The organism is uncultured Reyranella sp. (assembly GCF_945957355.1).
In the GTDB taxonomy this organism is placed as follows: Bacteria; Pseudomonadota; Alphaproteobacteria; order Reyranellales; family Reyranellaceae; genus Reyranella.
Map to the genome: position 1 here is coordinate 84,193 of NZ_CAMFKM010000010.1, position 13,109 is coordinate 97,301.

At 66.6% G+C, this 13,109-nt stretch carries 15 protein-coding genes; 7 read left to right on the forward strand and 8 right to left on the reverse strand.

Annotated features, from left to right (window positions below; genetic code table 11):
- Window positions 1–20: 20 nt before the first annotated feature.
- From Q0Q48_RS17205 to Q0Q48_RS17220, 4 genes are all read right to left on the reverse strand, one after another.
- On the reverse strand, window positions 21–491 hold the full coding sequence (locus Q0Q48_RS17205) for a hypothetical protein (protein ID WP_295140045.1): 471 nt from the start codon (window positions 489–491) through the stop codon (window positions 21–23).
- Between the two features lie 224 nt (window positions 492–715).
- Window positions 716–1,495 carry a gamma-glutamyl-gamma-aminobutyrate hydrolase family protein gene (locus Q0Q48_RS17210; RefSeq protein ID WP_295140047.1) on the reverse strand — a complete coding sequence of 260 codons (780 nt, stop codon included), beginning with the start codon at window positions 1,493–1,495 and terminating at the stop codon, window positions 716–718.
- Between the two features lie 306 nt (window positions 1,496–1,801).
- Complete coding sequence (locus Q0Q48_RS17215) at window positions 1,802–2,110, reverse strand: hypothetical protein (RefSeq protein WP_295140049.1); 309 nt, start codon at window positions 2,108–2,110, stop codon at window positions 1,802–1,804.
- Window positions 2,111–2,130: 20 nt separating this feature from the next.
- Entirely contained in the window at window positions 2,131–2,517 is a 387-nt protein-coding gene (locus tag Q0Q48_RS17220; RefSeq protein WP_295140050.1) for a RidA family protein, read from the reverse strand.
- 46 nt (window positions 2,518–2,563) lie between these two features.
- Between Q0Q48_RS17220 and trmFO the strand changes: the two genes are divergently transcribed.
- The 6 genes from trmFO to Q0Q48_RS17250 all read left to right on the forward strand — a co-directional run bounded on the left by trmFO (window position 2,564) and on the right by Q0Q48_RS17250 (window position 8,930).
- Window positions 2,564–3,922: a methylenetetrahydrofolate--tRNA-(uracil(54)-C(5))-methyltransferase (FADH(2)-oxidizing) TrmFO gene (trmFO, locus tag Q0Q48_RS17225; RefSeq protein ID WP_295140051.1), complete on the forward strand. Its 1,359-nt coding sequence runs from the start codon at window positions 2,564–2,566 to the stop codon at window positions 3,920–3,922.
- A gap of 13 nt (window positions 3,923–3,935) precedes the next feature.
- Window positions 3,936–4,901, forward strand: a complete 966-nt coding sequence (locus tag Q0Q48_RS17230; protein ID WP_295140053.1) for a hypothetical protein — start codon at window positions 3,936–3,938, stop codon at window positions 4,899–4,901.
- 112 nt (window positions 4,902–5,013) lie between these two features.
- Entirely contained in the window at window positions 5,014–5,313 is a 300-nt protein-coding gene (locus Q0Q48_RS17235) for an acyl carrier protein (protein WP_295140055.1), read from the forward strand.
- Between the two features lie 66 nt (window positions 5,314–5,379).
- The gene (locus Q0Q48_RS17240) at window positions 5,380–6,729 is read left to right on the forward strand and encodes an MATE family efflux transporter (RefSeq protein ID WP_295140057.1); all 1,350 of its coding nucleotides are present in this window, start codon (window positions 5,380–5,382) and stop codon (window positions 6,727–6,729) included.
- Between the two features lie 94 nt (window positions 6,730–6,823).
- Window positions 6,824–7,963: a zinc-binding dehydrogenase gene (locus Q0Q48_RS17245; RefSeq protein ID WP_295140059.1), complete on the forward strand. Its 1,140-nt coding sequence runs from the start codon at window positions 6,824–6,826 to the stop codon at window positions 7,961–7,963.
- 70 nt (window positions 7,964–8,033) lie between these two features.
- Window positions 8,034–8,930, forward strand: coding sequence for a polysaccharide deacetylase family protein (locus Q0Q48_RS17250; protein ID WP_295140060.1), 897 nt, complete (start codon window positions 8,034–8,036; stop codon window positions 8,928–8,930).
- 15 nt (window positions 8,931–8,945) lie between these two features.
- Here the strand turns inward: Q0Q48_RS17250 and Q0Q48_RS17255 are convergent, their stop codons facing one another.
- The 3 genes from Q0Q48_RS17255 to Q0Q48_RS17265 are packed head-to-tail and all read right to left on the reverse strand — an operon-like array spanning window position 8,946 to window position 11,758.
- On the reverse strand, window positions 8,946–10,178 hold the full coding sequence (locus Q0Q48_RS17255) for an LLM class flavin-dependent oxidoreductase (protein ID WP_295140062.1): 1,233 nt from the start codon (window positions 10,176–10,178) through the stop codon (window positions 8,946–8,948).
- Window positions 10,179–10,190: 12 nt separating this feature from the next.
- Window positions 10,191–11,075 (reverse strand): alpha/beta fold hydrolase, encoded by an 885-nt coding sequence (locus Q0Q48_RS17260; RefSeq protein ID WP_295140064.1) that lies wholly within the window; start codon window positions 11,073–11,075, stop codon window positions 10,191–10,193.
- 23 nt (window positions 11,076–11,098) lie between these two features.
- Complete coding sequence (locus Q0Q48_RS17265; RefSeq protein ID WP_295140066.1) at window positions 11,099–11,758, reverse strand: squalene/phytoene synthase family protein; 660 nt, start codon at window positions 11,756–11,758, stop codon at window positions 11,099–11,101.
- Between the two features lie 110 nt (window positions 11,759–11,868).
- On the opposite strand from Q0Q48_RS17265, the gene Q0Q48_RS17270 reads away from it, so the two are divergent.
- On the forward strand, window positions 11,869–12,465 hold the full coding sequence (locus Q0Q48_RS17270) for a urate hydroxylase PuuD (protein ID WP_295140067.1): 597 nt from the start codon (window positions 11,869–11,871) through the stop codon (window positions 12,463–12,465).
- A 17-nt stretch (window positions 12,466–12,482) separates the two neighbouring features.
- On the opposite strand, the gene Q0Q48_RS17275 is transcribed toward Q0Q48_RS17270, so the two are convergent.
- Window positions 12,483–13,100 (reverse strand): LysE family translocator, encoded by a 618-nt coding sequence (locus tag Q0Q48_RS17275; protein ID WP_295140069.1) that lies wholly within the window; start codon window positions 13,098–13,100, stop codon window positions 12,483–12,485.
- Between the last annotated feature and the right edge of the window lie 9 nt (window positions 13,101–13,109).

Genomic DNA, 13,109 nt, shown 5'->3' on the forward strand with positions numbered 1-13,109 from the left:
CCGCGATTCTCAGCGGGGTTCTATCCCGGCGACGCAAGCGCCTCGGAATTCGCCGCCCCGAGGCCGATCATTGCCGCAAGCAGACGCTCCGCTGCCTGCAAAGCCTCATCGACATTCAAGGAGCCGCCCGCCCAGGAGAACACACGACCATCCCAGGCTTCGACATCCGGCACAGGGACGGTCTCGAAATGCTCCTCGACGCTGTGCATGCTCCACAGATCGGGCAACGGGCCATCGAACTCGGAAAGCGCCCGGATGAAGCCGTCCTGCAACGCGGGGACGAGTGCAGCGAGTTCGACACTCCGCCGCAGTTGCCGCAAGGCAATCACGAGCATCTGAACATCGGCCCAGACGCGCAGGGCGAAGCAGGGTTCGGTTGATTGACAGAGCTTGAGCCGGCGACACTGCAGCGCCACCAGGGAACAAGCCTGCTGGGCACGGCGCAGCGCCAGCTCGACGACGCTGCTCCAAGGCTGAGTGGGCGCCCTCACCTGCGGCGGGCCCTAGCCCGCCGCCGAGCGGCTTCAACTGATCTAGAGGATCGTGACGAGACACACCCGTTTGCGCACAGCTCATCCATTCCGCTCATCATCGCCTCCCAGATATCCAACACCTCCACCCCTGCCTCTCGGGGTATGGCGGAATATTCAGTCCGCTCTTGTTGAGAACGCTACACAAATTCACGCATGTCGCAACCCGGAACGTCGGTCAGCGTCTAACGCGCCGCACGTGAGCGAAGTGCCTCGCCGAAAGCCCGGAACAAGGCGCGGTTGATCGGGTTGGTCTGCGGGTCGTACTCCGCGTGCCATTGGACGCCGACCGCGAAGGCGGGCGCGTCGCTGATGCAGATGGCTTCGATCGTGCCATCCTCCGCTACGCCTTCGATGGCGATCCGCTTGCCGGGGTCGAGGATACCCTGGCCATGCAGCGAATTCACGCGAATGCACTCGCAGCCGAGCAACCGGGCGAAATAGCCATCCTTGACCAGCTGCACCTCGTGCCTGTCGGCGAACACAACGGTGGGATCGGGATGGACCTCGCCATTCTCGAGTCGCGGCATGCGATGGTTCATGCGCCCTGGAATCTCGCGGATCTCGGGATGCAGCGAGCCACCGAAGGCGACGTTCATTTCCTGGAAGCCGCGGCAGATGCCGAAGATCGGCACGCCGCGCTCGACGCAGGCATCGATCAGCGACAAGGCCATCGCGTCGCGCTCCTGGTCGTAGGGTTCGTGGGCGGGATGCGGCTCGGCCCCGAAGCGCGTCGGATGGACGTTGGCGCGGGCGCCGGTGAGCAGGATCCCGTCGACAGCGCCCAGCAGCGCCTCGATGTCGGTGATGTCAGGAGTGCCGGCGAACATCAGCGGCAGCGCCCCGGCGACGTCCGCGACCGCCCGCATGTTGCGCTGACCCACGAGCTGGACGTTGTGGCGGTCGTTGATCACACCCGAATTGCCGATCACCCCGACCACGGGCTTTTTCTTGCTGGGAACCAAGCTACGCCTGCCTCGACTGCGAAGGCGCGATAATGGCACCGCATCCACCGGCCGGCGAGTCCGCCGTCGCGAATCGCCGTTGACAGCCGGGCCCGCCGGTGCGTGAATTCAAGCGTCACGTTCAGCAGGGAGGTTTTGATGAATCCACCCAAGCAACGTGCCGCGGTGATTGTCGAGGCAATCGTTCGGGCATCGGCATAGCGGCAGACGCGAACGGCACGGCGGGAGCGGTCCCTGCGGGTCGCATCAGTTGGGCATGACCCCAATTCGGCCGCTCCCGACGTTCCTTCAGCTTCCCAATCCGATTCACTGAAACGGCGGCACATCGCGCCGCAGGTGTCCGCTGGCCCCACTGAAATAGAGGGTCAGGCGCCCAGTGAGATCCTTGCCGCGAGCCGACACATCACCAGGAAGTTCTGTTTTCAAGCCGCGTGCGCCGAGTTCCGCCACCAGCTCCTGCAACCGGTCGCCGGGAACCTCGAACTGGAGGACGGCCATCGCGTCGGAGAGCAGCGAATGGCCGGAGACCCAGCCACCCGCGTGCGTAATCGCTTCCGATGCCGCATTCACGCTCGCATGAAAGGCGTCCCGCGCGACGGCTTCGAGGCGAAGCAATGCTTCCTCCCCTCGGCCTGCTACTTTGCCGCCACCACTTCGACCTCGACCAGCATCGAGGGATCGGCGAGACCGGCCACGACCAGCAGGGTGGATGCAGGATAGGGCTCCTGTCCGACATACTTGCCGCGCACCTCGCGGAAGGCCGGGATGAAGCGGCTGTCGGTCAAAAAGACGGTGAGCTTGACGATATCGCGGAAATCCATGCCGCCGGCCTTCAGAACCTCGCCGATGTTCTTCCAGACCTGTTCGCTCTGCGCCTCGATGCCGTCCTGCAGCTTGCCCGCAGAATCCACGCCGACCTGGCCCGACACGTAGAGCACGCGCGCCTCCGGCGGGACCTCGACGCCAAGGCTGTATTTGCCGGCGACGGACACGGACTTCGGATTATGGAACTTGATGGCCATGGCGGACCCTCCATTGTAAGGAGGCGCAGGTTTCAGGTCGGAGCGCATGACGTCAAGCACCAAGCCCGTTCACATAATCGGCGGCGGCCTCGCGGGCAGCGAGGCGGCGTGGCAGCTCGCGCAGGCGGGCGTGCCCGTGGTGCTGCACGAGATGCGGCCGGTGCGCGGGACGGAGGCCCATCTCACCGACAATCTTGCCGAACTGGTCTGCTCCAACTCCTTCCGCTCCGACGATGCCGCCAACAACGCCGTCGGCGTGATCCACGAGGAGATGCGCCGCGCGGGCTCCCTCATCATGCGTTCGGCCGATGCCCACAAGCTGCCGGCCGGTGGCGCCCTGGCGGTCGATCGCCACGGCTTCTCCGCCGCCGTGCAGGAGACGCTGCTCTCCCACCCGCTGGTGACGCTCGAGCGCGAGGAAGTTGCCGGCCTGCCGCCTGAGGTCTGGGACAGTGTCATCGTGGCGACCGGTCCCCTCACGTCGCCGGCGCTGGCCGAGGCGATCGCCAAACTGACCGGCGAGGACTCGCTTGCCTTCTTCGATGCGATCGCCCCCATCGTCCACTATGAGAGCATCGACCAGTCGATCGCCTGGAAGCAATCGCGCTACGACAAGGGCGGGCCCGGCGGCGACGGGGCCGACTACTTCAACTGCCCGATGGACAAGCCGCAATATGAGGCCTTCGTCGCCGCGTTGCTGGCCGGTGAGAAGACCGAATTCAAGCAGTGGGAGCACAACACGCCCTACTTCCAGGGCTGCCAGCCGATTGAGGTGATCGCCTCGACCGGGCCGCAGAGCCTGCGCTTCGGGCCGATGAAGCCGGTGGGCCTGCGCGATCCGCGCACCGGCCATCGTCCCTGGGCCGTGGTCCAGCTCCGACAGGACAATGCGCTGGGCACGCTGTGGAACATCGTGGGCTTCCAGACCAAGCTGAAGCACGGCGAGCAGACACGTATCTTCCGCACCATCCCCGGCCTGCAGAACGCCGAGTTCGCGCGGCTGGGCGGCCTTCATCGCAACACCTTCCTCAACAGCCCGCGCCTGCTCGACGGCACCCTGCGCCTCAAGGCGATGCCGCGGCTCAGGTTCGCCGGCCAGATCACCGGCTGCGAAGGCTATGTCGAGAGCGCCGCCGTCGGCCTGATGACCGGGCGGTTTGCGGCGGCCGAGAGACTGGGTCGCACGCAGACACCGCCGCCGCCGACCACCGCGATGGGCGCGCTGCTGGGCCACATCACCGGCGGCGCCGACGCCACCACCTTCCAGCCGATGAACATCAATTTCGGCCTGTTCCCGCCCATCGCCGGCAGCTTCAAGGGCAAGGAGCGAAAGCAGGCGATGGCCGTGCGGGCGCTGCGCGACTTCGACGAATGGCTTAGGCCGAGGCCGCTCGCGGCGGAGTAAGATGGAGAAAACCATGCGCCTGATGCAGCCGGAGCCCGCCGCCGCCCTGCTTGGGTTGCGCGCCATGAAAACGGTGGCGTCAGTCTCCGGTACGCCCGGCAAGTCGCAGCTCGCTTTGATGGAGGCGGCGCGGCGCGTGCTTCTCCACATCGACGCCGACATCGCTACCTTGCCGCCGGTGACGCCCGCGGAACTCGCTGCGGGATTTCCGTCGGCCGACCTCCGCCTTCAGTTCGTCAACGGCCTCCTGATCCTGGCGCTGGCCGACGGCGTGCCCTCGCGCGAAACCGTTGCCAGGGTCGAGGCATTCGCCGAGGCGCTGGGCATCACCACGCCGGAACTCACGAACCTGCGGCGGCTGGCCGAGCAGCACATGACCTTGTTCAAGCTCGACCTGCTGCGCCGTAGCCAGGTCGGCGACATCATGAAAGACCAGCTCAAGCAGCACGGCGTGGTGGCGCTCGCGAAAAGCATCCTGGGCATGCGCGGACTGATCGAGGATCCGGAACTGGCCGCCCGGTATCGCGCCTGGGCGAGGCTGCCGGACGGCACTTTGGGGCGGTCGATGTTCGAATACTTCCAGCGCAACAAGTTCGGCATGCCGGGCGAGCGGTTCGGATTCCCGGAGGCCGGTCTGTATCACGATTTCTGCCACGTGCTGGGCGGCTACGGCACCGATCCTCAGGGCGAGTTGCAGGTTGCCTCCTTCACCGCAGGCTTCAAGCAGACGCGGCCCTTCTACCTGATCCTGTTCGCGGTGCTGATCTTCAGCGCCGGCGTGAATGCCCGGCCGACCGCCGATGGCTATACCACCATCGGCGTGCTGGGCGAGCCGGGCGCTGCCGAGCGGATGTTCGCCGCCATCGAACGCGGCGCGCTCGTGAATACCGACCTGTCCGACAAGTGGGACTACTGGCCCCTGGTCGAGCAGCCGATCGACGAAGTACGGCGGCAGCTCAACATCGTTCACGCCGTCTGAAAGGCGGAAACATTCCGTAACGTCCCGCAACAGTGGGTAACCAAACGTTATTTCACATCCCGGCCGCGTCGGGATGAAATGCGCTCACGCCCCCCTTCGACGGAGTGAGTCAATGCAGGCCGTTCAGGAACTGGTCGCCCCCCGTACTTCCACCACCGGCGCGCCTTCATTGCAGTACGAGGTGATGCGGGAGATTTTCACCCTTCTGGCGCCGTACAATGCCGGCGGCAAGCCGATCACGCCGCAGACCGTCATCTCGAAGGGACTGACCGTCGACTCGCTCACGATCATGGATGTAATCATGGAGCTGGAGGACCGGTTCGACGTCACAATCCCGATGAACGTCGCCGCCGACATCGTGACCATCGACCAGCTCGCCGAGGCCGTCGTTTCGCAGCGCGCGAGGCGCTGAGAAAACTCCCTACCCCATGAGATAAGTTCGCGAGCGGGTGGCGCGGCGCGTGCTAAATCGCCCGCAATGACCCCCGCTGAACGCCGGCAGATGATGCTGGCCGGGCCGATCGTGCCCACCATCCTCACCCTCGCGACCCCCAACGTGCTGAACGTGGCCATGCAGAGCCTCGTCAGCATCACCGACGGCTATTTCATCGGCCAGCTCGGCGTCATCGATCTCGCGGCGCTGGCGCTGGTGTTCCCGACGCAGATGACGCTCGGCATGATGTCGGCCGGCGCCATGGGCGGCGGTATCTCCTCCTCCGTGGCCCGTGCCCTGGGCTCGGGGAACAAGGCCGCGGCCGAGGCGGCGGCGGCGCATGCGCTGGCCATCGCCGTCGGCATGGCCGTGCTGTTCGGCATCGTGTTCGTGGGGTTCGGCCGTCAGATCTACGGCGCGCTGGGCGGCAGCGGTGCGGCGCTCGACCGGGCCGAGGCTTTCGCCACCATTCTGTTCTCGGGCTGCGTCGCCCACTGGGTCGCCAACTCGATGGCCTCCGTCCTGCGCGGCACCGGCGACATGAAGACGCCCGGCCTGGCGCTGGTCGTGACGGCGGCGATCCAGATCCCGCTCACCGGGGCTCTGACCCTGGGATGGTTCGGCCTCCCCGCCTTCGGCATCCGCGGCCCCGCGATCGCCGCGGTGATCGCCTTCGCCCTTGCCGCCGTCTGGATGCTCTCGAAGCTGACCGGCCCGAAGGCGCCATTGCGCCTGCGCTGGCCAGTCGACGGGTTCCGCTGGCGCGCCTTCCGCGACATCCTGAAAGTCGGCCTGATCGCCTGCCTCGTGGTCATCCTGACCAACGGCACGGTGCTGGTCGTCACCGGACTGATCGGCCGCGAAGGCGATGCGGCCATCGCTGGCTACGGCATCGGCTCGCGCCTTGAATACATGCTGATCCCGATCAGCTTCGGCATAGGCGCGACGCTGACGGCCCTGGTCGGCACCAACATCGGCGCCAGGCAATATGCCCGCGCCCAGCGCATGGCCTGGACCGGCGCCTTCATGGCCGGTGCGGTCGCCGCCACCATCGGCATCATCGTCGCGGTCTGGCCCGACCTGTGGCTCGGCCTCTTCACCAGCAATCCCGGCGCGCTGGCCTCGGGCCGCCACTATCTCAGCATCGTCGGCCCGGCCTACGGCTTCTTCGGCCTCGCCATGGCGCTCTACTTCGCCTCGCAGGGTACCGGCGAGATGATCTGGCCGGTCGCCGCCAACCTCACGCGCATCACCATCGCGGGCGGCGGCAGCCTGCTGGCGCTCGACCAATTCGGCTGGGGCGTCTCGGGCCTCTACACCTGCGTGGCACTGGGCATCGTGGCTTTCTCGGGCGTGCTGGCCTTCTCGACCACGCGGCGGGCCTGGACCGGCTGACCTTCCGCCGCTTGCGAAAGAGCGGCGGATTGAAGCTTGTTCGCCCCGGTGGCACTTGGCATCGTGCGCGCCTTCAAACAATGCGGAGATTGAAATGAGCGACGCCAACAAACTATCGGGACTGCAGCTTCGCTCCCTGATCTCCACCGAAGGCCAGCTCGAGCTGTCGCTCCTCCGGGTCGATGTGCCCGAGCCGGGCCCCGACCAGGTCGTGGTGAAGGTTGAGGCGACGCCGATCAACCCTTCCGATCTCGGCCTGCTGACCGGACCCGCCGATCTCTCGAAGGCCACCTCCACCGGCAGCGGCGACGCGGTGAAGGTGACGGCGCCCGTGCCGGCCTCTGCCCTGCCGTTCCTGGCGACGCGCTTGGGCGAATCTCTCCCGGTCGGCAACGAAGGCGCCGGTACCGTCGTCAAGGCGGGCTCGTCCGACGCCGCGCAGGCGCTCAAGGGCAAGCTCGTCTCGATGGTGGGCGGCTCGATGTACGCCCAGTACCGGGTGCTGAATGCCCGCGATTGCCAGCCCCTGCCCGCCGGCACGACGGCGGCCGAAGGCGCCTCGTGGTTCGTCAATCCGCTGACGGCGCTGGGCATGACCGAGACCATGAAGCGCGAGGGCCACAAGGCGCTGGTCCACACGGCGGCGGCCTCAAACCTCGGCCAGATGCTGGTCAAGATCTGCAACGAGGATGGGATCGGCCTCGTGAACATCGTGCGCAGCGCCGAGCAGGCCAAGCTGCTGAAGGGCATCGGCGCGAAGCATGTCGTCGATTCGAGCGCCGCGAGCTTCCAGGACGATCTCGTGCAGGCGCTGGTCGAGACCGGCGCCACCATCGCCTTCGATGCGATCGGCGGCGGCAAGCTCGCCAGCCAGATCCTCACCGCGATGGAAATCGCCATCAACAAGACGGCGACGACCTACAACCGCTACGGCTCGTCGGTTCACAAGCAGGTCTATGTCTATGGCAGCCTGAACACCGGCCCGGTCGAACTGACCCGCAACTACGGCATGGCCTGGGGCGTCGGCGGCTGGCTGCTCACGCCGTTCCTGCAGAAGATCGGTCGCCCCGACCAGCTGCGCCTGCGCGAGCGGGTCGTGAACTCGCTGAAGACGACCTTCGCCAGCCACTACACCAGGACCATCTCGCTCCAGGAAGCGCTCGACCTCAAGAACCTCACCGCCTACGCCAAGCGTGCGACGGGCGAGAAGTTCCTGATCAACCCGAACAAGTAGGTCATCCCGGCGTGAATTTTGCTGCAGGGTTACGTGAATTGCGCAACCCTGCAGCGGAAAGCTCAAGTCGATGTCTTCAGAAGTTGGTCGTAGCGTCCGCGGGCGCACGCCGTACCTGCCGATCCACAAGCGGCCGAAGCTCACCCTGCCAGGCAATGCGCGCGTCGCCGTCTGGACGATCGTGAATGTCGAGAACTGGAGTCCGGCCGGGGCAATGCCGCGTACCGTCCTGCCGCCGCCGATGGGCGTGCCGCTTCTGCCCGACGTGCCCAACTGGGCATGGCACGAGTACGGCATGCGCGTGGGCTTCTGGCGCTTCCTCGAGACGCTGAACGCGCGCAAGCTCAAGGCGACCTTCGCCGTGAACGGCACGGCCTGCGAACTCTACCGCGAGGCCTGCCAGGCCGCGCACGAGGCCGGCTGGGATTTCATGGGCCATGGCTGGGTGCAGAAGCCGATGCACAAGGTCGAGGACCAGAAGAGCGCGATCGCCGACACGATCCGCGCCATCAGGGACCTCACCGGCAAGGCGCCGCGCGGCTGGGAAAGCCCCGGCCTCACCGAGACCGACGAGACGCTCGATCTGCTCGCCGAGGCCGGCATCGAATACGTCGCCGACTGGGTGATGGACGAGCAGCCGCTGCCCTTGAAGACCAGGCACGGCGAGATCGTCTCGGTGCCCTACACAGTCGAGATCAACGACGTCGTCATGAGCGCCGTGCAGCAGCAGCCGTCGGACGAGATCTTCCGCCGCGGCCGCGACCAGTTCGACCGGCTCTATCTCGACGGCAGGACCGCCCCGCGCGTGATGGCCATCTCGATCCATCCCTATCTCACCGGCGTGCCGCACCGGATCAAGTATCTCGAGATGCTCTACGATTACATCCTCGGCCACGAGGGCGTCGTCATGTGGACCGGCGCGGAGATCCTCGACTGGTACCGCACGCAGGTGCCACCGGCGCGGTAGCCGACCGAAGCGCGCTCAGGCGCGCTTCGCGGCGGCTTCCTTCTCGGCCATCTTCTGCTTCAGCTGCTCGGGCGTGAGGCGGACGATGTGTTCGTTCTGGTGGCTGAAGATGTCGTACTTCGCCACGTCGAGGTCCTCGAGCACGATCTCGCGGTTGAGCACCTTCTGCTTCCACGCCGCATGCTCGGCCTCGGCGGCATGGAACTCCGGCATCACCTCGCGGGCGAAGAGATCGAGCGAGTCGCAGATGTCCTGGTGACTGGTCTTGCCGGCCTGGTTCAGCAGGATCACCTGGTCGACCCTGCTGGTCTGGAACTGGCGCAGCTTCCTGCGGATCGTTTCCGGCGAGCCGATGAGGCCTGATTCGAGGGCCTTCTTCTCCTCCGGTCCGCCGCGCCAGGCCTGGTACTCGTCCCACAGGTTCGAAGTGCCCGGCGCATCGACGCCTTTGCGGCCATAGTAGGAGAGCGCGAAGATGAAGAAGGTCCAGCCGGCGGCCTTTGCCTCGGCCTCCTCGTCGGTGGGCGCACACATGAAGCCCGACACCATCGCCACGTTGGGATTGCTGGGATAGTCGGCGAGCTTGTGCGAATTGTTGAGCAGGTTGTTGTAGTACTTGTGCACCCACGCGCGCGCCGCTTCGGGCGTGACGAAGGTGAAGCCCAGCGCCCCCATGCCCCACTCGCCGGCCTTGCCGATTGTGGCAATGTTCGAGCAGGCGACCCACAGCGGCGGATGCGGCTTCTGGAACGGCTTGGGGATCACGTTGCGCGCCGGGAAGTCGTAGTACTGACCGTGGAACTCCCAGCTGTCCCGCGTGAACATCGGGACGATGGCCTTCACGGCTTCCTCCCAGCGCTCGCGCTTGTCGCGCACGCGGATATTGAACGGATGCAGCTCGGCCGGTCCCGCCGCCTCCCCCATGCCCAGTTCGACACGGCCGCCCGACAGCAGGTCGAGCGTCGAGACCTTCTCGGCAACGCGATGCGGGTTGTTGGTCGTGAGCTGGATCACGCCATGGCCCAGCCGGATGCGCTTGGTGCGCTGGCTGGCCGCCCCGAGGAACACCTCCGGCGCCGAGGAGTGCGAATACTCCTCGAGGAAATGATGTTCGACCTCCCACGCATAGTCGTAGCCCAGCCGGTCGGCGAGCTCGATCTGGGTGAGCGAATCCTGCAGCAGCTGGTACTCGCTCTTCTCGCTCCACGGCCGGGGCAGCTGATGCTCGTAGAAGATGCCGAACTTCATGGGGCGTTTCCTTCAGGCGGCTTTGCAGAAACCGGAGATGCTCGAGACCAGCTTGGGCACCATCTGCTCGGGCACGTCGTGGCCCCAGCCGGGAAAGGTCTCGATCTTCGCGCCGGGCACGAGCGCCGCCACGTCCCGGCCGCACTCGACCGGCAGCAGCGGATCGTCCTCGCCGTGCAGCACCAGCGTGGGCACCCTCACCGTCTTCAGGAGATCGACGCGCGGGCCCGACGCCATGATCGCGAGGTATTGGCGCGCAGCGCCCGGCGGATAGTAGCGCCGGTCGATGTTGCGCTCGACCAGGGCCCGCATCGTGGCGGGGTCCGTGGGATAGCCCGGGCCACTGATGACGGTCCGCAGCTTCATGCCATGGGCGATCAGCTGCTCACGCGCCGTCCCCTCGGGCTGCGCCGACAACATCGCCACGGCTTCGGGCTTGCCGGCCGGCAGGCCGTAGCGGCCGCTGGTCGACATGATCGACACCAGCGAACGCGTGCGCGTCGGATGGGTCGCGGCGATGACCTGGGCGATCATGCCGCCCATCGAACCGCCGACCATGTGCGCACGGTCGATGCCCAGCGCGTCTAGCAACCCGATCGCATCGGCCGCCATGTCGGAAAGCAGATAGGGCGCATCGACCTTCTGGCCCTTCATCAGCCTGGCCATGGCGTCCATCAGGTTGGGCAGGCCCCATTGGTCGAAGTCCGTCGACAGGCCGACGTCGCGGTTGTCGTAGCGCACGACGAAGAGGCCCTGCCCGGCCAACCCCTCGCACAGCGATTCCGGCCACAGGGTCAGTTGGGCGCCGAGCCCCATGATGAGCAGCAGGGCCGGATCCTTCCGGTTGCCGAAGGTCTCGTATTCGATCTCGATGCCATTGGCCTTGGTGCGCGCCACGCTTCCTCCCGGGGGTTCACCGGTCAGTATCGCCCGCGTCTGGCCGCCCACCAATAGGCCAGCGGCCGCCTCAACGGTCCCATCGGCTTGCCGAGCGAAATCGCGGGCAACAGGATCGGCAGCGCGGCCGGATCGACCTTGCGGCGCAGCGCCCGCGCATCGCCCACCAGCTGGTCCCGTTCGAGCCCCTCTCCCATCAGCCAGGCCGCGCCGACGGCGTGGGCGGCCTGCCGCGACGGCGCATCCTCGACACCCAGGACGGCGAGTTCGAGATCGGCCAGGGCATGTCCCGCGCGCATGACGTCGAGCGGCCCCTCGATCTCCTCCTCGCGCGCATCGATCAACTCGACCAGGCTTTCGAGAGAGAGCCCGTGGCGACGTATGGTCTCGCCGAGCGCTTCGACGATGGGCTGCGCGCGCGGCTTGCCGCCGCCGGCGGCCTCCGCCATCGCCTCGCGCCACCATTCGAGGCGGATGCGCGCCAGCATCGGCTCCCGGGTCACGCTGCGGGTGCGCGCCAATTCGTAATCGAAGGCCAGTAAGGTCAGCAGACCGCGGCGCCGCGGCTCCGGCGCGAACAGGGCGCCGAGGAAGCGGTCCCGGTCGGCGTCGCGCACGAGGTCGAGCACGTAGCGGTGCGACGCCTCGGCGGCGCGGTAGCTGTTCGGCTGGGATTCGGACATCAGGGATTAAAGGCCAGGGTGCGACCGTTGAACGCAGGCGAGCTTGAGTTTACAGTATAGCCATCGGGGATTTGTCAGTCCCTTCAATAAGATAAAGGGGGATGTTCAACATGGGTGCCTTGTTTACCTCGCTTGGACGAACCGTCTCCGCAGGCATCGTGCTCCTCGTCCTGATCGTGGTGGTCGCCGGCGCCGCGACCGGACAGTCGATCAAGGTCGACCATGCCTATGCGGCCGTCATCATGCGGTGGCTGCACGTCATTTGCGGTGTGATGTGGGTCGGCCTGCTCTGGTACCTGAACTTCGTGCAGGTGCCCACCATGCCGAAGATCCAGCCGGCCGAGAGCCGCACCGCCATCACCAAGTTCATCGCCCCCACCGTGCTCTGGTGGTTCCGCTACGCCGCCCTGGCCACCGTCATCACCGGCCTGCTGCTGGCCGCGATGAACAAGTACATCGTCGAGGCGCTGACCCTGCGGCCCGGTTTCGTCATGATCGGAGTCGGCATGTGGATGGCGTTGACCATGGCCTTCAACGTCTGGTTCATCATCTGGCCGAACCAGCAGAAGGTCCTGGGCCTCGTCGAGGCCACGGCGGAGGAGAAGGCCGCAGCGGCCACGAAGGCGCTCTATGCCAGCCGCTTCAACACCATGTTCTCGATCGGCATGCTCTATTGCATGGTGGCGCAACAGAACGCCCCGATCTGAGCCGCGGCATCTGGACTTCAGGGGCGCCGCGCGAGCGCGAGACCGACGCCGGCGCCCATCAACAGGCCGCCGGTGAGGCGATTGCGCAGGCGGGCACGGGCCTGCAACAGAAAGCGCAGCCGGCTGGCCAGCAGGGCCCAGGCGCCATCCAGCAGCACGGCGACCGCCAGGAACGTCCCCGAGAGCAGCAGGAGCTGGTCGGTTGTCGCGCCTCGCTCCGCCGACACGAACGGCGGCAGGAAGGCCGCGTAGAACAGCAGCGTCTTGGGATTGGTGAGCGATACGAGGAAACCGCGCGCGAAGATCGCGGCGGCCGAACGCGGCTCGGCCGCAATGCCCGAGAGATCGGCTGAGGCCGCGCGCCAGGTGCGCACCCCCAGCCACAGGAGGTAGGCGACGCCCAGCCAGCGCAGCCAGTCGAACAGGCTGGCCAGCAGCCCGAGCAGGGCCGACGCGCCCAGCACCACGAGGGCGAGCTGGAGCACCATGGCGCTCGCCGTCCCGGCCACCGTCATGAGCCCGTACCGCGCGCCATGCGCCACGCTGTTGGCGACGATCAACGCGACGTTGGGACCCGGAATGACAATCAGGACGACGCAGGCGGCCACGAAGGCCAGGTAGAGGTCGAGCGGCATGCCCGTTCC